Here is a 22,876-nt window from a genome sequence, read left to right as displayed (position 1 = left end):
CCGTGCGTGCTACCACCGCCGGATTCAAGAAAATTGCCGGGGAACGCATATGAGCACAGCCGATCCGATCGAGCGCGCCGAGATCGAGGACACCAGCCTTCTCGCCTTCTATCGCGACATGAATGCGCCGGAGCGGCGGACGTTCTGGGCCTGCGCGGCGGGCTGGGCGCTCGACGGCATGGACTTCATGATCTACCCGCTGGTGATCGGCACCATCATCGCGCTGTGGAAGGTCGATGCCGCCTCCGCGGGTCTCGCCGGCACCGTGACGCTGTTGGCCTCCGCCATCGGCGGATGGCTTGGCGGCTATCTCTCCGATCATATCGGCCGGGTCCGGACGCTCCAGATCACCATCATCTGGTTCTCGGTCTTCTCGCTGGTCTGCGCGGTCGTGCAGAATTTCGAGCAGCTTTTGATCGCGCGCGCTGTGCTGGGCCTGGGTTTCGGCGGCGAATGGGCGGCCGGTGCGGTACTGATGGGCGAGGCGATCCGGCCGCAATATCGCGGGCGCGCAGTCGGCTCGGTACAATCGGGCTGGGCCGTCGGCTGGGGCCTCGCAGTGCTGTCGCAGGCGATCCTGTTCTCGGCTTTGCCGGCCGAAACAGCGTGGCGCTGGATGTTCGTGATCGGCGCGCTGCCGGCGCTGCTGGTGTTCTATATCCGCCGCTCCGTCACCGAACCGGAGATCGCGGCTGCAGCGCGCGCCAAGCAGGCTGCGAGCGGCGACCGTCCCGCGCTCTGGGAAATCTTCTCCGGTCCGATCCTGAAGACCACGATTTTGGCATCGCTGGCGGCGACGGGCTGCCAAGGCGGCTATTACGCCATCACCTTCTGGGTGCCGCAGTTCCTGACCAAGGAGCGGCATCTGTCGATCGTCGGCTCGACCGGCTATCTCTCGACGCTGATCATCGGCTCCTTCATCGGCTATCTCGTCGGCGCCTGGCTTGCCGACCGGATCGGACGGCGCAACCTATTCCTGACCTTCTCTCTTGGCGCCATCGCGGTGGTGCTGCTCTACACGCAGCTGCCGCTGACCAACGAGATCCTGTGGGTTCTCGGCCTCCCGCTCGGCTTCTTCGCCTCCGGTTATTTCTCCGGCATCGGCGCGTTCCTGACCGAGCTCTATCCGACCCGGCTGCGCGGCTCCGGCCAGGGTTTTTGCTACAATTTCGGCCGCGGCATCGGCGCGCTGTTTCCGTATCTGGTCGGTGCGCTATCGGCCACGACAACGCTTGCGAATGCGATCGCGATCTTCGCGGTGGTGGCTTACGCGGTGTTTTTCATCGCCGCGTTCGCGCTGCCGGAGACACGCGGGCGCGTGCTGCACGCGGATTAGTGGAGTCCGTCATCCCGGGGCGGTGAGGAAACTTACCGTCCCACCTGATACGGCCCACCCTTCTCAAGCGCGCGGCTGTAGGCGGGACGCGCGTGGATGCGTTCGAGGAACGCCATCGCCTTGGGATGGCCCTGTTCGAGACCACCGCGCGCCTGGGCGGCTTCGAGCGGAAAGCTCATCTGGATGTCGGCCGCAGAGAACTCGTTGCCGGCGAACCATTCGCTTTTGCCGAGCTCGCCCTCCCAATAGTCCATGTGTTGCTTGAGTTGCGGATTGACCAGCGCCGTCAGCGCCTGGTTCGAGACCTTGCGCACCAGCGGGCGCAGCAAAGCCGGCGCGCGCTTCGGCATCAGCGTGAACAACAGCTTCAACAGCAGCGGCGACATCGCGGATCCTTCCGCATAATGCAGCCAATAGGTGAAGCGTAGCCGCTCCGGCGTGTTCGGCGGCGGGATCAGCCGGCCGTTGCCATAGGTCGCGATGAGATATTCGATGATCGCGCCGGATTCGGCGACGGTGTTGCCGTTGTCGGTGATGACCGGCGATTTTCCGAGCGGGTGGATGGCGCGCAGCTCTTTCGGGGCGCGCATGTCGGGCTGGCGCTGATAGCGCACGATCTCGTAGGGCACGCCCAACTCTTCGAGCAGCCACAGCACCCGCTGCGAGCGGGAATTGTTGAGATGGTGGACGGTCAGCATCGGCGGGGTCCCCAGACTAGGCGTGGTCGATCGGCCGCGCCGTTCGTGCCAGCCCGGAACGGCAATGTCGAGCCATCCGGACGGATATTTATATCCGGGTATATTGACGTCGCCAATTTACCCGGATATTAAGTCCCCACATCACCAATATGGCAATGATTCCAATGCAAGCAATGTTTACCGCCTTCATCGGCCAGCGTCGGCTGGCCTCCGGCCCGGCCGGCGAGGTGGCGCTGACCGTCAAGCGGACAGCGCCGCGGCCGGACGAGCCGATCATCATCTTTGACAACGGGACGGGGCGCTCAATCGACTTCGACCTGCGCGGCAGGGATGAAGAGGTGCTGGCCCGGCTGGCGAAGCTTGCCCAGCCTCCGAGCGAGGAAACGGCGCCACCGAACGAACCGCGCGGCCGCGGCCGGCCGAAGCTCGGCGTGGTCGCGCGCGAGGTGACGCTGCTGCCGCGCCACTGGGAATGGCTCAGTGCCCAGCCCGGCGGCGCCTCGGTGGCGCTGCGAAAGCTCGTCGACGAGGCGCGGCGCGCGAGTGGCGACAAGGACCGCGAGCGGCAGGCGCGCGATGCGGCCTATCATTTCATGTCGACGATGGCAGGCAACTTGCCGCAATTCGAGGAAGCCTCCCGCGCACTGTTCGCAGATGACCGGCGCCGCTTCACCGGATTGATCGCCGACTGGCCCGCCGACATCCGCGACCACATCGTCAAGCTCGCCTGCAGCGACCGCGCTTAAGTTCGAGGCGTTCATCCGTGAAAACTGCGAGCAAGCTCGCGCTCAATGGGTTCGCGCGCTCACAGTATTATGACCATCATTAAACGGTGGACCTGTGGCGCGCCCTGCGCCACAATACCAAAAAGCGACGTCAGGGAGGACAATTTTGACCCGCACAGCTCCGCAGTTCCTGTTCGATTTCGGCAGCCCGAACGCCTATCTCAGCCATCTGGCGATCCCGGCGATCGAGCAGCGGATCGGCGTCAAGTTCGAATATGTGCCGATCCTGCTCGGCGGCATCTTCAAATCGACCAACAACAAGTCGCCGGCCGAGACGCTCGCCGGCGTCAAGAACAAGCGCGAATTCCAGGCGGTCGAGACCGAGCGCTTCATCAAGCGCTTCCAGGTCCCGCCCTACGTCATGAATCCGTTTTTCCCGGTCAACACGCTGAACCTGATGCGCACCGCGATCGCGGCGCAGGCCGAAGGCGTGTTCGAGAAATATGTCGAGGCCGCGTTCCACCACATGTGGCGCGAGCCGAAGAAGATGGACGATCCCGAGGTCGCCGCGAAGGCGCTCGCATCCTCCGGCCTCGATGCCCAAAAGCTGTTCACCCGCGCCCAGGAGCCCGAGGTGAAAGCAAAACTGATCAAGAACACCGAAGAGGCGGTCGCGCGCGGCGCGTTCGGCTCGCCGACCTTCTTCGTCGGCAACGAGATGTTCTTCGGCAAGGAGCAATTGCGCGAGGTCGAGGAGATGGTGTCGGGAAAGTAGCCCCTTACTCTCCAACGACAGAATGTGATCGCGGTAACATTCTGGATTGCTTCGCTTCGCTCGCAATGACGACTATAGATAAACCGCCAAGAGCAACAACAAGGAAGATCCTATGCGTATCCTCGTGGTCGGCGCCGGCGCCATCGGCGGCTATTTTGGTGGCAGGCTGCTGCAAGCCGGCCGCGACGTCACCTTCCTGGTCCGGCCGCGGCGCGCCAGCGAGCTTGCCAGCGCCGGCTTGGTGATCAAGAGCCCGAATGGCGACGTGACGCTGAAGGATCCGCCGCGGGTCGAGGCGGACAAGATCAAGGACAAGTTCGACGTCGTGCTGCTGAGCTGCAAGGCGTTCGACCTCGACGACGCCATCAAGTCGTTTGCGGAGGCGGTCGGGCCGAACACCGCGATCATTCCGATGCTCAACGGCATGAAGCATCTCGATACGTTAGATACCAAGTTCGGCAAGGAGCGCGTGCTCGGCGGCCTCTGCGCCATCGCGGCAACGCTGAACGAGAAGCGCGAGGTGGTGCAGCTGCAGCCGATGCAGTCGATCAGTTACGGCGAGCGCGACGGCAAGCTGTCGGATCGCGTCAAGGCAATCGATGAGGCCTTCAAGAGCGGCATCAATGGCGCCACCGCCAGCCAGAACATTATGCAGGACATGTGGGAGAAGTGGGTGTTCCTGTCTTCGCTCGCGGCTTCCACCAGCCTGATGCGCACCTCCGTCGGCAATATCCTCGCTGCTCCCGGCGGCAGGGATTTCCTGCTCGGCATGCTCGATGAAACCAGCGCGATCGCGACCGCGTCAGGCTACACGCCGGGCGGCCCGTTCTTCGAGCGGGTGAAGGGCAATTTGACGACCGAGGGCTCGCCGATGACAGCGTCAATGTTCCGCGACATCAAGGCGGGTCTTCCGGTCGAGGCCGATCATGTGATCGGCGACCTCATCGCGCGCGGTGATGCGGCGAAGGTGCCGGTGCCGAAGCTGCGCATCGCCTATACGCATTTGAAGGCGTATGAGAAGCAAAGGGCGGGGTAGGGCCTCGCGCCCACTCGTCGTCATGGGGCGCGCGTTGCGCGGGCCCGGGACCCATAACCACAGGGCAGAGTCGTCGCGCGCGCTGATAACCACCAGCCTTCGCCAAACCACTCCGTGTGATTATGGGTCGCGGATCTGCGCGCGCTTGAGGCGCGCTTGTCCGGGACGACGGCGGAGTCTGGTGATTGCCTACCGCTACTGCAAATGCGCCAGATAATGCGCGAGCGCGGTGATCTCTTCCTCGCTGAGCGAATAGGCGACGTCGGCCATGGCGGCGCCGCCACCGCCGACCCGCTGGCTGGTTTTGTAGTCGTGCAGCGCCTTCACCAGATATTCCTCGCGCTGGCCAGCAAGGCGCGCCACGGCCTTGGTGCCGGCGTAAGTATCCGTGTGGCATGAGGCGCAGCGGCGGCCGGCGGCGGCCTGGGCGCCTTTCTTCGACAGATCAGGGTCCTTGTCCTCCGGACCCTTCGGCGGCGTCAGCGAGGCGAAGTAGGCGCCGAGATTGCGGATGTCCTCGTTATTGATCTCTTCGACGATCGGCTGCATTTGCTCGTTCTTGCGCGAGCCGGCGCGGAAGAACACGAGCTGCCACTGGGTGTACTGGTCCGGCTGGCCGGCAATCGAGGGGATGTTCTCGGTCTGCGAGATGCCGTTGTCGCCGTGGCAGCCGGCGCAGATTTCGGCCCTGGCCTTGCCGGCGGCGACATCGGCCTGGGCCAAGGGTGTGGCGAGCGAGAGTGCAAGAGCCGTGAATGCGAGGAACGCGAACTGCCGGCGCATGGTGGGAATTCCGATCTGTCGATTGCGTCAGTCCACATTGCGCAATTGCGCAATGGAGGCGGGCGGCCGCGCGAGCTACGATGCGCAATTGCGCATCTGAGACTCCATAACCCCCGTTCGTGGCTATGGGTTCCGGACTTGCGCGCAATCGGCGCGCAATCCAGAACGACGGCGTGTGAATTTGAAATGAGAGAGGCTGCGGCCGCCGCGCGGGCCACCGCAGCCTCCATGTCGTCGTGTGCTACTTCTTGCTGTAGCTGATGCGATAGATCGCGCCGGCCCAGTCGTCGGCGACGAGGATCGATCCGTCCTTGGCGAGGATGATGTCGTCGGGACGACCGAGATAGCCCTGGTCACCCTCGATCCAACCGGAGGCGAACACCTCCTGCTTGGCGTTCTTGCCGTCGGGACCGACGATCACGCGCATGATGCGGCCGCCCTGGTACTTGTGACGATTCCAGGAACCGTGCTCGGCGATCAGGATATTGTTCTTGTAGTCGGCGGGGAACTGGTCGCCGGTGTAGAACTTCATGCCGAGCGGAGCGACGTGGGCGCCGAGGTTCAGCACGGGCGGCGTGAACTCGGAGCATTTGTGGCCCATCGCGAACTTCGGATCGGGCAGGTCGCCCTGGTGGCAGTAGGGATAGCCGAAATGCTCGCCGAGCTTGGAGATCATGTTCAGCTTGTCGCTCGGCAGGTCGTCGCTGACCCAGTCACGCGCATTCTCCGTGAACCAGTATTTGCCGGTACGCGGATCGACATCGCCGCCGACCGAGTTGCGAACACCAAGCGCATAGGTTTCGGCGTTGCCGGTCTTGGGATCGACGCGCCGGATCTGCGAGACGCTGGTCGGGGGAATGCCGACGTTGAAGGGAGGTCCGAACGGAATGTAGAACCAGCCGTCCTTGTCGACCGCAATGTACTTCCAGCCATGCGCGGCATAGGACGGCATGTCGTCATAGACGACCTTGCCCTCGCCGAGCTTGTCCAGATTGGCTTCCGCGTTGTCGTAACGGATCAGCTTGTCGACGGCGATGACGTAGAGCGCGCCGTCCTTGAAGGCGAGACCGGTGGGCATGTTGAGGCCCTTGAGGATGGTCTTGACCTCCTTCTTCCCGCCATTGTCGGTGATGGCATAGACGTTGCCGAGGCCGAACGAGCCGACGAACAGCGTGCCCTTGTCACCCCAGGCCATCTGCCGCGCGGCGAGCACGCCCGAGGCATAGACATCGATCTTGAAGCCCGCCGGCAGCTTGATCTTCTTGACGATGTTGGCGAGCTCGGCGTCGGAAGCGCCGGTCGGCGGCCCCGAGGGCGGCGCCAGGCCCTTCTGAGCCTCGGTCTCGTCGCCCAGGAACCAGTCATCCGGCGGATGGGTCCAGAATTCCTTGGTGCCGGATTCGTATTTCTTCAGCTGTCGGTTCTTGTCCTGCTGCTGTTGCGCACTGGCGACGCTTGTCCCTGCAAGAAGGGCAACCGCTGCAAGCGCCAGGACGGATTGAAAGACGGATTGATGGAATTTCATCGCGTCACTCCCCTAAGGCAGCCGTCAGGGCTGCACATTATTTTGTTTTGGCTAGTCGAGAGGCGAAGTTCGGAGTCTGTCGAGAGGCAGACGCAAAAAGGTTAGCACATCTGCGAGCGGTGAGAAGCGCGTCACGTGCACTGCGGTTGTGCTCAATCAAAATTGAGACGGATTTTCTCTCGGCACGAGGCCGGCAACAACAACGCTCTCGCTGCAACGCGGAATCATAAGGACGCGCGCCTCATTTGCAGGCAGCAAATTGGGCGACCAATACAAAACAGCGAAAACAACCCCATGCACAGTAGAACAGTCGAGACCGGATGGTGCGCAGTGACACCGGCCACACACCTGAAACATCGTGCGAATTGACAAAAGCGGCGACTATTTGGCGACAGGGTACGGCCCATCGTCAAACAGCGTGTCGTGATAGCCCTTCGATCCCACCTCGCGGGCCAGGGCGCTGCGAAAGTCGCGCCCCTCACGCAGGCTGCTCAGCACATGGGCGAAGTCGAATTCGGGCCGCCAGCCCAGTTCGCGCCGCGCCCGATCGTTGACGTAGACGCGGTCGATCTGCGGGAAGAGACGCCAGCCGCGATCCGCATAGAGCTGCTCGCAATCAGGGTAGAGCGTCTGCACCACGTCCGCGGCATCAAGAGCCAGCGTCGCGAGATGGCGCGGCTCGAACGGGGTTGTAGCCGAGACGATATAGCGGGCGAAACCAATCTCCGGCCCGCGCTCGACGGCGAGCAGATGGGCGCTCACGGCGTCCGCTATATCCAGCCGGCGATAGAGCAATTCGTTGGCCTGCGCGTTGTCCGGCGCGTAGGCCGCGCGCATCGCGGGGTCGTCATCGTCCTCCGGAAAGAACCGCGAGGTGCGCAAGATGACGACGGGTAGACCGCGCTCGCGAAAGAACAGCTCGCACAGATTCTCCGCCATCAGCTTCGTCGTGCCGTAGATGTTCCTGGGCACCGGCGGCAGGTCCTCGGTGACCCACACCGCGGCCTGTCCCGCCTCCGGCCTAAGCTGCGAGCCGAAGGCGCTGGTGGTACTGGTGAAGACGAAGCTCTTCACACCGGCGGCCACGGCCGCCTCGAGCAGGTTTAACGTGCCGGTGACGTTGGTGTCGATGAAGTCTTGCCTGGAATGGGTCGCCACATGCGGCTTGTGCAAGGTCGCGGTGTGAATGACGGCCGTGACGCCGTCCATCTGCGCCCGGACGAAGCCCGGCTCGATGATCGAGCCGACGGCATCGGTCCAGGCTGATGTTTTCAGATCAACCCCATGCACAGGTGAACCGCGCCCCCGGAGCGTGCGGAGAATGGCCTCCCCGAGGTGGCCGGCGCTGCCTGTCACCAGAATTGTCATTGCAGACCCAACACAGCCGCCGGCGGCGTGGCGAACCACGATATGTGCCGATTTCGCTGGATGCTTTGGGAAAAATTGGAGCGGGCGAAGGGGCTCGAACCCTCGACCCCGACCTTGGCAAGGTCGTGCTCTACCACTGAGCTACACCCGCATCCTGTGTCGGTCGCATGACGCGCCGGCAACGGCTGTCGTATGCCAAAAGCGGGCGGCGAATGCAACAGCTACCGGCAGCATAGATTCGGTTTCGGGACCCCATTTGGGCCCAATCCTGGCAAAATCGATCCAAAATGCCTCTGAACCACCGAATCGGTTCCCATGGATTGAAAATCGGCCGCCCCGGCCCAATTTTAGGAGCCGACAGCGAAGCATATGAATTGGCGGCGTGCTAAAGACCCGCCATTCCAGATATCAGACGAGGGGATCCCGTGACGATCATCGACCAGGGTAACGGAGCGGCGGGCCCGGCTGCGGCCGATCTGATCAAGGACACCACCACCCAGACCTTCGTGAAGGACGTCATCGAGGAATCGAAGCGCCAGCCGGTGCTGATCGACTTCTGGGCGGAGTGGTGCGGCCCCTGCAAGCAGCTCACCCCCGTGCTGGAAAAGGCGGTCAAGGCGGCCAAGGGCAAGGTCAAGCTGGTCAAGATGAACATCGACCAGCATCCGGCCATTCCGGGCCAGATGGGCATCCAGTCGATTCCGGCCGTGATCGCTTTCGTCAACGGCCAGCCGGCCGACGGCTTCATGGGCGCGGTGCCCGAGAGCCAGATCAACGCCTTCATCGAAAAGCTGACCAAGGGCGTGACGGCGCCGGGCGAGCCGAATGTCGCCGAAATCCTGCAAGAGGCCGAGGCCGTGCTCGCCGAGGGCGATGCCGCCGCCGCGGCGCAGATCTATGCCGAGGTGCTTCAGTACGATTCGACCAACATCGCGGCGCTTGCGGGGCTCGCAAAATGCTACGCGACCTCCGGCGCGATGGAGCAGGCCAAGCAGACGCTCGCCATGGTGCCGGAATCCAAGCGCAACGACGCCGCGGTGAAGGCGGTGCAGACCGCGATCGATCTCGCCGAACAGGCGGAGTCGCTCGGGCCGGTCGCCGAGCTGGAACAGAAGGTCGCCGCAGACCCGCTCGATCATCAGGCACGATTCGACCTTGCGATCGCGCTCAATGCGCAGGGCAACCGGGCGGCCGCCACCGAGCAGCTGCTCGCGATCATCAAGCGCGATCGCAAATGGAACGATGACGGCGCCCGCAAGCAGCTCGTGCAGTTCTTCGAAGCGTGGGGTGGCACCGATGATGCAACCGTCGAGGGACGCAAGCGCTTGTCGATCATCCTGTTTTCATAGGCGTAGTTATTGTTTGAGCATGATCTTGCCGGAAAACCGCCGCACACTTTGCGCTAACGCGGCCCTCCGGGTCCGGATCATGCTCTAGCGAGTCCAGCGGGAACCGGGCAGATGCCGATCAACATCGAATATCGCGGGCCCGCCGACCTTCCGGAAATCATTCCGGTGTTTCCGCTGCCGGGCGCGCTGCTCTTGCCGCGCGGCCAGATGCCGCTCAACATCTTCGAGCCGCGCTACCTTGAGATGGTCGACGATTCCTTGCGCGACGGCCATCGCCTGATCGGCATGATCCAGCCGGACATCGCGCACACGCCGAAAAATTCCGACAAGCCGTCGCTGTTCCGCGTCGGCTGCGTCGGCCGCATCACCCAGCTCGCCGAATCCGGCGACGGCCGCTACATCCTCGAGCTCACCGGGGTCACGCGGTTCAAGGTGGTCGAGGAGCTCGAGGTGCTGACCGCCTACCGGCAGTGCAAGGTCGACTTCTTCGCCTTCGTCGACGATTTCACCGCCCGCGTGGGTGAGGACGAGGTCAATCGCGAGGCGCTGCTGGTGGCGCTCGCGGATTTTTTGAAGGCCAACAATCTCAAGGTCGACTGGGAAGGCGTCGAGACCGCGCCCAATGAAGCGCTCGTCAACGCGCTGGCGATGATGTCGCCGTATGGTCCCGCCGAGAAGCAGGCCATGCTGGAGGCGCCGGACCTCAAGACCCGTGCCGAGATACTGATCGCGGTGACCGAGATGGATCTCGCCAAGAAGCGCACCAGCGGCGATCCGCCGTTACAGTGACGGCCTGGCAGTGACGGCCTGAATGCTCACGCAGCGCGGACGGCTGCTCCGGCACCTCGCCGTAGCATTTTGGTGATGCTGGATGCAGGCATCGGCCGGCTGAAATAGTAGCCTTGCGTTTCGACGCACCCCTCTTCACGGAGGATGTCCAGCTGCGCCTTCGTTTCGACGCCTTCGGCAGTCGTCGTCTTGCCGAGGCTGACTGCGAAACGAACCACTGCTCGCGCGAGATGGTGCGCCTCTGCCCTCTCGCTGGACAGTTCGTTGACGAAACTGCGATCGATCTTGATCTTGTCGAATGGGAATCTTTGCAGAAAGCTCAGCGATGAATAGCCGGTGCCGAAATCGTCCAGGGCGATTCGCACACCGAGCTCGCGCAGTTGACCGAGGACTGCGAACACCGCCTCGCTGTCATGCATGATCACCGTCTCGGTAACCTCGAGCTCGAGCCTGTGCGGCGCAACTCCCGAACTTGCCAGCGCGCCGATAACGACCGGGACGAGCTCCTTGCTCCTGAATTGAGCGGGAGACAGGTTGATCGCAATCCTGAGATGGGCGGGCCATTTGGCGGCTTCCGCACAGGCGGCCCTCAAGACCCATTCGCCCAACGGCACGATCAAGCCGGTCTCCTCCGCAAGAGGGATGAATTCGCCGGGCATGACCAGACCTCGCTGCGGGTGATGCCAGCGTAGCAAGGCTTCGAAGCCGCTGGTCTTGCCGGTCGCGGCATTGACGAATGGCTGGTAGTGGAGCTCGAATTGGCGGCCGGCAAGCGCATCCCGCATGTCGCGCTCCAGGTTGCGTCGGGCATGCATGAGCTTGTCGAGTTCCGGCTCGAAGAAGCGGAATGCACCACGTCCGCCACTCTTGGCCGAGTAGAGGGCAAGGTCCGCGCTCTTCATGATCACGTCGGAATCGTTGCCGTCGCGCGGGGCGATGGCAATGCCGATGCTGGTGCCCACCGTGACCTGGTGATCGCCGAGATCGAAGGGTTCGCAAAGCGCCTTTCTGATGTTCTCGGCGAGGGTCGCGGCCTCCACGGCTGGGTTGGACACGTAGTCGATCACCGCGAACTCGTCACCGCCCAGCCGAGCGATCAACGCGGTTTCCGTGGTGCATTTGAGCAAACGCGCAGCGACGGCGCGCAGCAGGGAATCGCCTGCCGGATGTCCAAGCGTGTCGTTGACTTCCTTGAAGCGATCGAGGTCAAGCATGAGCACGGCCAGATCAAGGCCGCCATTGCGCGTAATTGCAATGGCATGCTCCATGCGCTCTCTGAGCAGCACGCGATTTGGCAGATCGGTCAGCGCATCGTGTTGCGCCATATGAGTGATCTTGGCTTCGGACCGGCGTTGCTCGGTGACGTCGAGATGCGTGGCCACCCACCCGCCGCCGGCCATTGGCTGTCGCGTCACGCAGATCAAACGACCATCCGCAAGCTCGTCGATCCTGCTCGAGACTGCATCGAACGGCAACGCGGCCAATTTCGAGATGAATTGCTCGGCAGCGCCTTCACTGGGGTCGCCCTTGAGGATGCCATTCACAATACGATGCCTGATGATGGCCGTGTGCGATGTTCCCGTTCTCAGCAGTTCCGGCGGCAGCCGATAGAGCTGGGCATAACGCTCGTTGCAAACGACAAGTCGCTTCTCTGCATCGAACATGCACAGGGCCTCGACCATGTTGTTGATGGCCGTATCCAGCCTGATTTTCTGGTCCTGGATTTCCTTCTGCGAATCTTCCACCTGTTGCCTGGCGAGCGAAAGCTCACTGATGATTTCCTCGAACCTGCTGGTTCTGGTCGCAAGCCGGCGATCCGCCAGCACGCCGACGAAGCTCATCCCGAGCACTGACAGAGCCACACCCGCAATTGCCACGGCGAGGAAGGCCGGAGAAAGCGACAAGGTATCGCTGTTCAGCGTCGGGTCTGGAACGATCTGCACGGCCCCCATAGCCGTGAAATGATGCGACACGATTGCAAGCGTCAGCAGCAGCGCAGCGACGAAGGTCCCCCACTTGTCCTTGCGGCCCAGGGCGACCGCGAGTGCAGCGTAGCCCAGAACCATGCCGAGGGTGATCGAGACGAACACCAGCCCCGGCGACCAGGTCACGTGACCAGGCACTTCAAGGGCCCACATGCCGAGATAGTGCATGCTCGCAATACCAGCGCCGATGATGCCGCCGCCGGCAGCCGCGCGCCACCGGCCGGAGTTGTTGACGGCGACGCCAAACCCACCTGACGTCAGGATCATCGCCGCGGCGAGCGAAAGAGCTGTCAGAACGATGCCGTAACCAGTTGAGACGCCGGGCTCGTAGGCGAGCATTGCGACAAAATGCGTTGCCCAGATTCCATAGCCGATGGCGGCGCCGGCGATCGCAATCCAGATCAGCCGCGTCGAGGCTCGCGACGCGATCGCGCGATGAAAGATGCTGACGGCTACAATGCTTGCAGCGAAGCAAACCAGACCCGCGAGCGTGACAAGCCGCCAATCATGTTCTGCCGTGAGACAGGTAAAAACGCGGAACATCGGAAGCGCTCCCTCGTCAATGCCTTCGAACATCGATCCGATCGGGCTTTCTCCGCGTTAATTTTACCGCTATGCCCGCTTGCATGCCTATCGGGAGGTAAACGTTACGTCGGCAACCACGCTATTTGCGCAGTAGATTGTACGGGCCGGGTCGGGGAGGCAATTCCCATCAAACCACGCGGTTGAGCGAGCCCGCGGCTCGATCGGTTCGAACCACAGCAGTCCCGCTTAAGTGTAACTGCGGATGCGCTTGCGTCCGGTGATCATCGCGCGGATCAGGTTCGCGCGCTGGAGAACTCCCATCAGCACCACGCCCGCGACGTGCAGCACGACCAGCACGATGACGGCGTCCGATGCGTAGAGGTGGGTGTCCTCGACCCACCACACACCGAAGAAGGTGACGGTCACCGACATCACGCCTGTGATCCCCGAGACCGCCAGCGACAGCAGCACCGCCACCAGCATCAAGGTGCCGGCGGGATTGAGCCCGATGTATCGTCCGGTGATGCCGCGGCGCAAATTCAGGAGATAGCGCGGCGCGGCGCGAAGCCTGACCGCGACCATCCGAAAGCGAGAGTAGCGGCTTCCCAGAAAACCCCAGATCAGGCGAAACGCCAAAAGCCCGATCACGGAATAGCCGACGACGCGGTGAAGCCCGTCATGGACGTTGGGCGTGAACCACGCGATCAAAACACAGACGGCGAGAGTCCAGTGCCAGAGGCGCAGCGGGAGGTCCCAGACCTCGACCATCCGGGAAGCGGTTCGATCGGCCGCTATGGACGCCACACGTGCTTCTGGCACCGCTTTTTCCATCAGGCCAGGGTCACTTCAAAACCTACTTTGCGATCGTCTGCTTCAGGCTGAGATCTTCAGGGCTGTAGAACAGCTCGTAAAGCTTGCCTTCCTTGACGCCATAGACCTCATAGCACGAGCCTTCGACCTTGGAGCGCCGCACCTCGTAGCCGGCCGCCTTGGCCTTGGCTTCGGCATCGCTCGCCGGCTTCCACGACGCCTTGTCGAGCTTGGTGCAATTCTTGAAGCCGTCGGCCATGGCCGTCGACCCCATGCCGATCCCGACCGTCAGTGCAATGGCAACAACACGAATGACCTTCACGAACGTCTCCTCCTCTGTCGTGCGCGCAATGGTTTGCGCGAAGCGCGACCGAAGGAAGCAAAGGAGATCGCCAAGTCAACTCGGCGCTGGGGCTAATCAGCTTTAGAGATATTCTAACGGTCGTGAAAAGATCAGCGCTCTCCGCATGCAGCGCGCGTTTGAGCGGCCGCTGCGGCCTTACGCCTCACGGGTTGGAGGCGGCCGCTATCTTGGCGAGTTGCCTCTAGGCCGCGCTTCGCGCGCCGGAATAGTTGCGCTGCAGCCAATCCGTCCAGGAGAGCTGCCCGCGCGCGCCGTGGCTGACGACGAAACCCATGCCCCGCGCCCTCGCGTCTGAAAGGTTGATCGGCAGGATTTTTCGATGCAGTCCGCGGGCGTCCTGATACTGGCGGGCAAGGTCGACGAGATCGAGATCTTCGGGGCCGCCAATCTCTTCACGCTCACCACGCATCCCGTCGAAGGCAGATTTTACCACGTGGTCGGCAACATCAGACGTATCGACGGGGTTGAACAGCACCGTCGGCACCGGCCACACCGGAAGCCAGGCCAGGCCCGAGAGCAGCCGGTCGAGCAGATAGTAAAACGGCATCGCGCGAACCACGGACCATGACAGTGCCGAAGCACGAACCAGCCGTTCGCCGGCGAGCTTGACCCGTGCATAGGGCAAGGTTGCCTCATCGAGACCGACGATCGAGACGTGCAGGAAGTGCCGTACCGACGCCTCCCGGCAGAGCGACAGCAACCGGTCCGTTCCCTCGACGTCTACGGCGGAGGGCGACCTGAAGAGGTCCACGGGCCGGACGCCGCCCCGCCGCGCGATCGGCGAATAGGTCGCCGCATTGATGACCGTGTCGACGTCGTGCAAGGCTTCCCGCAACCCGGCGCCCGTGGCGAGATCGCCCGCGGCCCATTCGACGTCCGGCCGGGCCCCCGGCGATCGCGCGAAAACCCGGACACGATGTCCGTCGCGAACCAGGCGATCGACGATATCCCGGCCGAGATGACCTGTGCCTCCGGTGACGAGTGTCAGCGCCATGCTTCAGCCCTTACGCGCCGGCTCGCTCGCGGGAACGAGGACGGTCTCACCGGTTGCGACGAGCGACAGCTTGCCTCGCGCGTCGGCAGCGAAAAGCTCGGCCCGGGCGAACACCTGCCTGCGACCGGCGCGCACCGTCGTTCCCGTGGCGACGAAGTGGCTGCCGATGGCCGGCTTCAGACAATTCATCGAAAAGTGCGATGCCGTGACTGCGCCCACAAGCGTGGCCGCGGCAAAGCCACAGGCGGTGTCGAGCAGCGCTGCGATCAGTCCGGCATGGAGATGCCCGGAATATTGAGCGAATTCGTCGCGCCAACTCATGCGGATGGTGGCAGCACCATTGCCGGCCTCAACGACTTCGAACTCTGCCATGCGGTTGAACGCGGCGGACGAATTGACTGCCTTGAGAGCGGGCAGATCGAAGCCATCTGTCGTGCTCATGCACAACTCCATTGCGGCGGACGTTTCTCGAGATTGCTTCTGACAGCCTCCACATGGTTGGGCGCGCCGAGCAGCGCGGCTTGCTCGGCGGTTTCGGCAGCAAGACCGGAGGCTGCGGCACAAGTCGCGGAAAGATTAAGGAGCCGCTTGACGGCACGAACCGCATCGGGGCTGCGGCTCGCGATCTCCCGCGCAGTCGACAGCGCGGCCGCCAGCGGATCGTCGGCGAGTCCTGTCGCAAAGCCATAGGCAATAGCTTGCTGGGCTGAGAACACACGGCCCGTGTAGGTCAGTTCACGCACGACATCCTCACGCGCGAGGTGGCGCATCAGTTGCGTGCCTGCCATGTCAGGCACCAGACCCCATTTGGTCTCGATGACAGCGAGCCGGGTCGCCGGCGCGACGTAGCGGAGGTCGGCACCGAGCGCGAGCTGGAAGCCGCCGCCGAAGGCGACGCCGTGGACGGCTGCGATCACCGGCACCGGCAGCTCGCGCCAGAGCCAAACCAGATGCTGCGCATAGTTAGCGATCCCGTGGGTTCGCTGAGTAAGGTCAATCGACGGGATCAGCGGTTCGCCGTTTGCGGTGGCGAGCAGCCGGTCCAGGTCGAGGCCGGCGCAAAACGCGCGGCCTTCGCCGGACAGAACGACAGCGCGGACGTCCTTGCGTGCGCCAAGCTCAGTGCCGGCCGCGATGATCGCCTCGAACATCGCCGGGTCGAGCGCATTCATCTTGTCCGGACGGTTCAGCCGGACGTGGGCCACACCGTCGTCGATGGTCAGGCGAACACGATTTTCCATTGCGCCACTCCGCAGGAACGCATGACTTTTCGTTTCAACGCTCAGTAGCCGGCAACGGCCATGGCTACGACGGCGCTGAGCGCCATCCAGCCAAAGTGTCGGCCGCGTGTGGCAAAGGCATTGGCGAACGCCGCGAAGCCGAACACGCAGGCCATGGTGATGACGATCCAGTGGCGCGCCGGCTCCGAGGCCATCCACGGCGCCGCGAACAGGAGCACGCCGCCGCCGATCCAGGCCATGGTCGAGGTCTGCCAGACCAGACGGATCAGGGTGCGCAGCCGTTCCGGCTCGATGCGGGCGCGCGCGAACACCTTGGTCTCGCCGAGAATGCCGTGGATCAGCGCCACGGCGATGGTCGCCAGTCCGGCGCACTGGAGCAGGAGATCACGCATCGCAAGGCTCCCTGGGAGTTCAGACCATACAGTGATGTATGGTCTGATAGGCGCTGGCCTGCCGCTTGTCAATACAGTAGTGTATGGCCGGATCCTGGAACCCGACATGACCGAACAGCTCTCTGCCGACGACTGGATCAAAGAGGGACTCAAGGCGCTCGCCAAGAGCGGTTTCACCGCGCTGAAGGCCGATCCGCTGGCAAAGGCCATCGGTGTCTCGCGCGGCAGCTTTTACTGGCATTTTGCCGATCTCGGTGCGTTCCATGGCGCCGTGCTGAAGCGCTGGCGCGAGATCGCTGCCGAGCAGATCATCGCGGCCGTCGAGGCCGAGCGCAATGAGCCGGTGAAAGCGCTGCTGCGCAGGACCTTTGGCGCGCGGCTCGATCTGGAGCGCGCGGTGCGCAACTGGGCTGCGTTCGATCCGGCCGCGCAAGGCGCGGTCCGCGCGATCGACCGCCGCCGGCTCGACTATATCGAGACGCTGCTGGAGCGGCGCGGGATGAACGCGGCGACGGCAGAGGCTCGCGCGCAGATCCTGTACTGGACGTTTCTCGGCTTCGCGCTATCCGGCGCCCCGGGTCCGGCGGCACGGTTCCAGCCGCTGCTCGACGAGCTCCTGCGGATGGTATCGGCCTAGCGGAGCGCGATGGGCGACGGCAACTTTCTGTGCTACAGGCACCCGATCGCCGGAGACCATGATGAACGCGCCCACCGAACGCCCCGAAAACAGCGTCGATCCCAAACTGCTGGAGATCCTGGTCTGTCCACTGACCAAGGGCCCGCTGGAGTTCGATTCCGCCAAGCAGGAGTTGATCTCGCGCTCCGCCAAACTCGCCTATCCGATCCGCGACGGCATCCCTATCATGCTGCCAGAAGAGGCGCGAAAGATCGATTGAGGCCGGCGAATAGGGAATGGCAAGTAGCGAATGGATCCACTCGCTATTCGCTACTCACCATTCGCCCTCACAACGCCTCGCCCTTCAGCAACTTCGGCACCTCTCCCGTAAGCCCCGCAGCCTCGCGAATGAAAAGATTCTTCAGTGGCGGGGCGCGGTCGACGATGCCGAGGCCAATGTCGCGCACGGTGCGCAGCAGCGTCGACTGGTTGGAGAACAGGAAGTTCAGCGAGTTGGTGGCAACGCCCATCGCCATGGTGTCGAAGCGGCGCCAGCGCTGGTAGCGCTCGAGCACGTCGACGCCGCCGATATCCATGCCGAGCCGCGCGGCGTCGACGACGACTTCGGCCAGTGCGGCGACATCCTTCAGGCCCATGTTGAGGCCCTGGCCCGCGATCGGATGAATGACATGGGCGGAATCGCCGACCAGCGCGAGGCGCTCGGCGATGAAGGAGCGCGCCACGAAATAGGACAGCGGAAACGCGCGCGGCTTATCGAGCGCCTTGACCTCGCCGAGATGGAGCCCGAAACGCTGCTCGAGCTCGCTGTGAAATTCTTCCTCGTTCAGGCCAACGATGCGCGCGGCTTCCGCACGGCGCTCGGTCCACACCAGCGAAGAGCGTTTTCCCGTGAGCGGCAGGATCGCGAACGGGCCGGCCGGCAAGAAGTGCTCCTCGGCGCGGCCTTCGTGATCGCGCTCATGGCCGACGGTGACGACGATGCCGGATTGATCGTATTCCCAGCCATGGGTGGCGATGCCGGCGCGCTCGCGCAGCTTTGACTTCGCACCATCAGCCGCGATCAGGAGACGCGCGGCGACAACGCCGCCATCGCCGAGCGTGACGTCGATGCCATCGGCGGACGCGTCGTAGGACGTCACGGTGGTCGCGCGGAGCTCGACCCCTGCCGCTTCGGCACGGACAATTAGCGCGTCGATCAGCCGGCGGTTCTCGACCATATGCGCGAAGGATTCGCCGGGTGCGACATCGCCGGCAAAATTCAGGAATACCGGACGTGTGGCGTCTTCGAGCTTGGAATCCGTGACCACCATGTCGAGGATCGGCTGCGCCTCGCCCTTGACGTCGTCCCAGGCACCGAGCGCCTCGAACAGCCGGCGGCAGGCGGCCACGATCGCGGTCGCGCGCGGGTCGCGGCTCGGCCGGATGCTGAGCGCCGGATCGGCGACGATGACGGGAATCTCGGGCCCGAGGCCTTGCCGCAGCGCCAGGGCCAGGGCCAGGCCCGCAAATGCGCCGCCGCCAATGACAATGCTACCCTGTCCCGACATATCGAAATTCCCGGCCAACTCTTGGTCTTGCTAGCAGACTTGAGGTGGGCGAAACAGTGCGGTGAAACAAGGGCGGAACGGCCCTAAGAACTGCGCACGTGTCATTCCGGGGCGATGCGCGCGAGACGCGGTCCGGAGCATCGACCCCGGAATGACGGCAAGAAAGTTCAATCCATGTCCAAAAGCCTGATCGACCTGATCTCGATCCTCGACCTCGAGCAGCTCGAGGTGAATTTGTTCCGCGGCAACAGCCCGAAGACGAGCTGGCAGCGGGTGTTCGGCGGGCAGGTGATCGGGCAGGCGATGGTTGCGGCCTGCCGCACGGTCGAGGGCCGGCTGCCGCATTCGCTGCACTGTTATTTCATCCTGCCGGGCGACCCGCAGATCCCAATCATCTACCAGGTCGAGCGGCTGCGCGACGGCAAGAGCTATTCGACCCGCCGCGTCACCGCGATCCAGCACGGCAATGCGATCTTCTCGATCATGGTGTCGTTCCACGCCGAGGAAGAAAGCGCCTTCGACCATCAGGAGAAGATGCCCGACGTGCCGCCGCCGGAAAAACTCACGGCGGAGGAGGTGGCGAAGCAGCCGATGTTCCGCGAGATGCCAGAGTTCATCCGCCGCTATTACGAATCCGACCGACCGATCGAGCTGCGCCCGGTCGAGCTCGGCCGCTATTTCGGCCAGAAGATCGAGGACGGCCGGATCCACGTCTGGATCAAGACGGCGGCGACGCTGCCGGATGATCCGGCGCTGCACATGTGCGCGCTCGCCTACGCGTCGGACTTCTCGCTGCTCGACGCGATCATGGCGCGCTACGGCCGCACGCTGTTCGACAAGCGGATGATGCCGGCAAGCCTCGACCACGCGATGTGGTTTCACCGCCCGTTCCGCGCCGACGAATGGCTGCTCTACGCGCAGGATTCGCCGAGTGCGCAAGGCGGCCGCGGCTTGACCCGCGGCCTGATCTTCAAGCCGGACGGTACGCTGGTCGCCTCCGTCGCGCAGGAAGGCTCCGTGCGCGAGCGGAGGTAGCGGCCTAGAACGCAGCGCCTCTCGGCACGAGCTCGGTCTGCGACGCGAACCAGTTCATGATCCAGCGATACACCCACGGGATCGGGATGATGAAGCCAGACAGGATTGCAGCCACGATTCCGCGCCAGAGAATCCCGAGGCCGCTGCCGTTGAAGACGATCTCCCGTCGCGTACCCTCGATGTTGCGGCACATCCAGCGGATCTGGGCTGCGGCGACCCAGGCCCAGCCGACGATCGTAATGATCGAGATCGCGAACAGCAGATTCCAGCCGATATAGGCCCACACCGAACCCGTGAAGCTGAGGCCGAGCGACTGCCCGTTGGAGGCGAGGTTCGCGACCATCCATTTGAGCAGCAGCCAGTAGAGCACGACCTGGGCGATGAAGAGCAAATTGTTCAGCGACTGGATACCGGTGAAGGCGATCGCGATCGCCAGAACGATGAAGCCGAAATACCAGGGCACCAGCGTCATCGCATTGCCGGTGAAGCTGAGGTTGGGCCGCTCCGGAACCTTGACGCAGGACACGATCCATTTCGTGTACCAGACGAACACCCACGGAACCGGAATGATGAAGCACATGCCGATCAGCATCACGATGCTGCGCCAGGTGAACTCCAGGATGCCGAAATCGATCGACAGCGATCCGCCGGCGCCACCATAGCCGCCAGCGCGCATCATGGGCGGGCCGCCGGCCGGCATCATCGGTGGCGCTCCGCCACCGCCGATCAGGCCGGGGATTTCGGCGGCCTTCTGCCAGCCCGCCATGCCCTCGGACCAAACCAGCGTATCGGGACGGACGACACCTTGGGCTATCAGATCGCGGAATTGCCCCTCTGGATAGGGCCCCTGCTGCTTGCCCTCGGATGCGTAGAACCAACTCGCCATGAAGCACCCCTCAAAATACTTATGTACCGCTCGGCAGGCGCGGGTTCACCGCATCCATGCCAAAAATGCATTGTGAAGTATCAACGGCTGCCCTGTACAGAGGCGGCGGGTTGTGGCCCCACGCGTTTTTCCGCTTCAATCTGCAACTTTTTTATGCCATTTGCCCGGAAAGATGCCAGATTGACGCGGCGCCGGGGATATACGGCGCGGCGCATCCCGGGGAATAGGCCTGACCATGAAACTCGTCGTCGCGATCATCAAACCCTTCAAGCTCGATGAGGTCCGCCAGGCGCTGACGGCGATCGGTGTCCACGGCATGACCGTGACCGAGGTGAAGGGCTACGGCCGTCAGAAGGGCCACACCGAGATTTATCGTGGCGCCGAATACGTCGTGAATTTCCTGCCGAAGCTGCGGATCGAGATCGCGGTCGCCTCCGACATCGCCGACAAGGCCGTCGGCGTGATCACGGCATCTGCGCGGACGGGACAGATCGGCGACGGCAAGATCTTCGTCACGCCGATCGATCACGCGCTGCGCATCCGGACCGGCGAAACCGACAGCGACGCGCTCTAGATTTTAGTTTTGACGCGTTTTCTTTACGCAAACCGGTATCCACTTCGCTCGAAAACGCTCTGTTGATCTTCTTCGATCGCGCCGGGCAACGACGCCATCGCGTGCGACGCAATTTCTATGCTGGGGGAAATGACATGGCGGGGTTTTTGCGCCGCGCAGCTGCTATGGCTGCGCCGATCGGATGTGTGTTGATCATGGCCGCGCCGGCGCAAGCCGCGACGACCGAGATCAACACCGCCGACACCGCCTGGATGATCGTCGCCACCGCGCTGGTGCTGATGATGACGATCCCGGGGCTGGCGCTGTTCTATTCCGGCATGGTGCGGAAGAAGAACGTGCTCGCGACCATGGCGCAGAGCCTTGCCGCGGTGACGATGATCTCCATCCTCTGGGTCGCATTCGGCTATTCGCTGTGCTTCGTTGGCGATGGCCCGTGGCTCGGCACGCTCGACCGCTGGTTCCTCGCCGGCATGACCATGGACAGCGTCAACCCGGCAGCGAAGACGATCCCGGAATCGCTGTTCATGCTGTACCAGATGACCTTTGCGATCATCACGGTGGCGCTGGTCGCGGGCTCGGTTGCCGACCGGATGCGGTTCTCCGCCTATCTGCTGTTCTCGGTCGCCTGGTTCATCTTCGTCTACATTCCGCTGGCGCATTGGGTGTGGGGCGGCGGCTTCCTCGCCAGCATGGGCGTGCTGGATTTCGCCGGCGGTCTCGTCGTGCATCTGTCGGCCGGCACCGGCGGCCTGGTCGCGGCAAAGGTGATGGGACGCCGTCACGGTTACGGCACTGAAAATCTTTCGCCGTTCGATCTCTCGCTCGCCGTCATGGGCACGGGCCTGTTGTGGGTCGGCTGGTTCGGCTTCAATGGCGGCTCGGCGGGGGCGGCCAATTCGCGCGCGGTGATGGCGATCATCGCGACCCATCTCGCGGCCTGTTCCGGCGCGCTGACCTGGGGGGCGATCGAATGGTCGACGCGGCGCAAGCCTTCCGTGCTCGGCATGATCTCGGGCGCGGTGGCAGGCCTCGGCACCATCACGCCGGCCTCGGGCTTCGTCGCGCCGTGGCACGGCATCGTCATCGGGGTGATCGCGGGCCTGGTCTGCTACTGGGCCTGCACCTGGCTGAAGCACCGCTTCGACTATGACGATTCGCTCGACGTGTTCGGCGTCCACGGCATCGGCGGCCTGACCGGCACCTTGCTCGCAGGCGTGTTCGCGACCAGCGCGATCGGCGGCACGGCCGGCCTGATCGAGGGCCATCCGCAGCAGCTGCTGATCCAGCTCTACGGGGTCGCCGTCACCTTCGTCTGGTCGGCGGGCGTGAGCTTCGTCCTGCTCAAGCTGGTCGGCCTGTTCATCCCCTTGCGCGTCTCCCGTGAGCACGAACTCGAGGGACTCGACATTTCGCAGCACGGCGAAGCGTTGCAGTAAGCTTCCCGGCGGCTGTTCGGAGCACAGAACCGCCGGAGATCACTCGGGGCTTGCGCAATACATAAG

General features: G+C 63.6%; 24 protein-coding genes and 1 tRNA gene. 11 read left to right on the top strand and 14 right to left on the bottom strand.

The annotated features are described in order from the left end of the window. Positions 1-49 precede the first annotated feature (49 nt). Positions 50-1,336 carry an MFS transporter gene (locus ABIB73_RS14060; RefSeq protein ID WP_354224924.1) on the top strand — a complete coding sequence of 429 codons (1,287 nt, stop codon included), beginning with the start codon at positions 50-52 and terminating at the stop codon, positions 1,334-1,336. A gap of 32 nt (positions 1,337-1,368) precedes the next feature. Here the strand turns inward: ABIB73_RS14060 and ABIB73_RS14055 are convergent, their stop codons facing one another. Beyond that, the gene (locus ABIB73_RS14055) at positions 1,369-2,034 is read right to left on the bottom strand and encodes a glutathione S-transferase family protein (protein ID WP_354224923.1); all 666 of its coding nucleotides are present in this window, start codon (positions 2,032-2,034) and stop codon (positions 1,369-1,371) included. A 164-nt stretch (positions 2,035-2,198) separates the two neighbouring features. On the opposite strand from ABIB73_RS14055, the gene ABIB73_RS14050 reads away from it, so the two are divergent. The 3 genes from ABIB73_RS14050 (at position 2,199) to panE (ending at position 4,570) form a co-directional block, all read left to right on the top strand. Continuing rightward, positions 2,199-2,780, top strand: a complete 582-nt coding sequence (locus ABIB73_RS14050) for a DUF2239 family protein (protein WP_502918430.1) — start codon at positions 2,199-2,201, stop codon at positions 2,778-2,780. Positions 2,781-2,925: 145 nt separating this feature from the next. After that, the gene (locus ABIB73_RS14045; RefSeq protein WP_354224921.1) at positions 2,926-3,534 is read left to right on the top strand and encodes a 2-hydroxychromene-2-carboxylate isomerase; all 609 of its coding nucleotides are present in this window, start codon (positions 2,926-2,928) and stop codon (positions 3,532-3,534) included. 112 nt (positions 3,535-3,646) lie between these two features. Beyond that, positions 3,647-4,570, top strand: a complete 924-nt coding sequence (panE, locus tag ABIB73_RS14040) for a 2-dehydropantoate 2-reductase (protein ID WP_354224920.1) — start codon at positions 3,647-3,649, stop codon at positions 4,568-4,570. Between the two features lie 195 nt (positions 4,571-4,765). Here the strand turns inward: panE and ABIB73_RS14035 are convergent, their stop codons facing one another. From ABIB73_RS14035 to ABIB73_RS14020, 4 genes are all read right to left on the bottom strand, one after another. Next, entirely contained in the window at positions 4,766-5,353 is a 588-nt protein-coding gene (locus tag ABIB73_RS14035) for a c-type cytochrome (protein ID WP_354224919.1), read from the bottom strand. Between the two features lie 241 nt (positions 5,354-5,594). Then, positions 5,595-6,878, bottom strand: coding sequence for a PQQ-dependent sugar dehydrogenase (locus ABIB73_RS14030; RefSeq protein WP_354224918.1), 1,284 nt, complete (start codon positions 6,876-6,878; stop codon positions 5,595-5,597). Between the two features lie 381 nt (positions 6,879-7,259). Further along, complete coding sequence (locus ABIB73_RS14025; protein ID WP_354224980.1) at positions 7,260-8,246, bottom strand: NAD-dependent epimerase/dehydratase family protein; 987 nt, start codon at positions 8,244-8,246, stop codon at positions 7,260-7,262. Between the two features lie 76 nt (positions 8,247-8,322). Then, a tRNA-Gly gene (locus ABIB73_RS14020) sits at positions 8,323-8,397 on the bottom strand. A gap of 274 nt (positions 8,398-8,671) precedes the next feature. Here ABIB73_RS14020 and trxA point away from each other — a divergent pair. Both trxA and ABIB73_RS14010 read left to right on the top strand, forming a co-directional pair. Then, positions 8,672-9,595 (top strand): thioredoxin, encoded by a 924-nt coding sequence (gene trxA / locus ABIB73_RS14015; protein WP_354224917.1) that lies wholly within the window; start codon positions 8,672-8,674, stop codon positions 9,593-9,595. Between the two features lie 111 nt (positions 9,596-9,706). Next, the gene (locus tag ABIB73_RS14010) at positions 9,707-10,384 is read left to right on the top strand and encodes an LON peptidase substrate-binding domain-containing protein (protein ID WP_354224916.1); all 678 of its coding nucleotides are present in this window, start codon (positions 9,707-9,709) and stop codon (positions 10,382-10,384) included. A gap of 26 nt (positions 10,385-10,410) precedes the next feature. On the opposite strand, the gene ABIB73_RS14005 is transcribed toward ABIB73_RS14010, so the two are convergent. The 7 genes from ABIB73_RS14005 to ABIB73_RS13975 form a co-directional block, all read right to left on the bottom strand. Continuing rightward, positions 10,411-12,912: an EAL domain-containing protein gene (locus ABIB73_RS14005; RefSeq protein WP_354224915.1), complete on the bottom strand. Its 2,502-nt coding sequence runs from the start codon at positions 12,910-12,912 to the stop codon at positions 10,411-10,413. Positions 12,913-13,140: 228 nt separating this feature from the next. Continuing rightward, entirely contained in the window at positions 13,141-13,725 is a 585-nt protein-coding gene (locus tag ABIB73_RS14000; RefSeq protein WP_502918429.1) for a cytochrome b/b6 domain-containing protein, read from the bottom strand. 22 nt (positions 13,726-13,747) lie between these two features. Next, the gene (locus ABIB73_RS13995) at positions 13,748-14,026 is read right to left on the bottom strand and encodes a PepSY domain-containing protein (protein WP_354224914.1); all 279 of its coding nucleotides are present in this window, start codon (positions 14,024-14,026) and stop codon (positions 13,748-13,750) included. Positions 14,027-14,249: 223 nt separating this feature from the next. Next, entirely contained in the window at positions 14,250-15,062 is an 813-nt protein-coding gene (locus tag ABIB73_RS13990) for an SDR family oxidoreductase (RefSeq protein WP_354224913.1), read from the bottom strand. A 3-nt stretch (positions 15,063-15,065) separates the two neighbouring features. After that, positions 15,066-15,503, bottom strand: coding sequence for a PaaI family thioesterase (locus ABIB73_RS13985; RefSeq protein ID WP_354224912.1), 438 nt, complete (start codon positions 15,501-15,503; stop codon positions 15,066-15,068). Continuing rightward, positions 15,500-16,303 carry a crotonase/enoyl-CoA hydratase family protein gene (locus ABIB73_RS13980; RefSeq protein WP_354224911.1) on the bottom strand — a complete coding sequence of 268 codons (804 nt, stop codon included), beginning with the start codon at positions 16,301-16,303 and terminating at the stop codon, positions 15,500-15,502. The genes ABIB73_RS13985 and ABIB73_RS13980 overlap by 4 nt, the downstream gene beginning before the upstream one ends. 41 nt (positions 16,304-16,344) lie before the next feature. Further along, a complete protein-coding gene (locus ABIB73_RS13975; protein ID WP_354224910.1) occupies positions 16,345-16,695 on the bottom strand; it encodes a hypothetical protein in 351 nt (116 codons plus the stop codon). 106 nt (positions 16,696-16,801) lie between these two features. On the opposite strand from ABIB73_RS13975, the gene ABIB73_RS13970 reads away from it, so the two are divergent. Further along, positions 16,802-17,332, top strand: a complete 531-nt coding sequence (locus ABIB73_RS13970) for a TetR/AcrR family transcriptional regulator (RefSeq protein ID WP_354224909.1) — start codon at positions 16,802-16,804, stop codon at positions 17,330-17,332. Positions 17,333-17,393: 61 nt separating this feature from the next. Then, positions 17,394-17,591, top strand: a complete 198-nt coding sequence (locus tag ABIB73_RS13965) for a Trm112 family protein (protein WP_092232493.1) — start codon at positions 17,394-17,396, stop codon at positions 17,589-17,591. A gap of 67 nt (positions 17,592-17,658) precedes the next feature. Here ABIB73_RS13965 and ABIB73_RS13960 read toward each other — a convergent pair whose 3' ends face one another. Further along, the gene (locus tag ABIB73_RS13960; RefSeq protein WP_354224908.1) at positions 17,659-18,879 is read right to left on the bottom strand and encodes a ubiquinone biosynthesis hydroxylase; all 1,221 of its coding nucleotides are present in this window, start codon (positions 18,877-18,879) and stop codon (positions 17,659-17,661) included. 174 nt (positions 18,880-19,053) lie between these two features. Between ABIB73_RS13960 and tesB the strand changes: the two genes are divergently transcribed. Continuing rightward, positions 19,054-19,914 carry an acyl-CoA thioesterase II gene (tesB, locus tag ABIB73_RS13955; protein WP_354224907.1) on the top strand — a complete coding sequence of 287 codons (861 nt, stop codon included), beginning with the start codon at positions 19,054-19,056 and terminating at the stop codon, positions 19,912-19,914. A 4-nt stretch (positions 19,915-19,918) separates the two neighbouring features. Here tesB and ABIB73_RS13950 read toward each other — a convergent pair whose 3' ends face one another. Further along, complete coding sequence (locus ABIB73_RS13950; RefSeq protein ID WP_354224906.1) at positions 19,919-20,800, bottom strand: DUF4339 domain-containing protein; 882 nt, start codon at positions 20,798-20,800, stop codon at positions 19,919-19,921. A gap of 235 nt (positions 20,801-21,035) precedes the next feature. Here ABIB73_RS13950 and ABIB73_RS13945 point away from each other — a divergent pair, with 235 nt between their 5' ends. Together ABIB73_RS13945 and ABIB73_RS13940 are read left to right on the top strand one after the other, a co-directional pair. Continuing rightward, a complete protein-coding gene (locus ABIB73_RS13945) occupies positions 21,036-21,374 on the top strand; it encodes a P-II family nitrogen regulator (RefSeq protein ID WP_027535359.1) in 339 nt (112 codons plus the stop codon). Between the two features lie 134 nt (positions 21,375-21,508). Further along, positions 21,509-22,810 (top strand): ammonium transporter, encoded by a 1,302-nt coding sequence (locus tag ABIB73_RS13940; protein WP_354224905.1) that lies wholly within the window; start codon positions 21,509-21,511, stop codon positions 22,808-22,810. The last annotated feature ends 66 nt before the right edge of the window (positions 22,811-22,876 follow it).

Origin of the sequence: Bradyrhizobium sp. F1.4.3 (assembly GCF_040548375.1) — a bacterium.
GTDB lineage: Bacteria > Pseudomonadota > Alphaproteobacteria > Rhizobiales > Xanthobacteraceae > Bradyrhizobium.
This window is presented reverse-complemented; position numbering and strand designations above follow the sequence as displayed.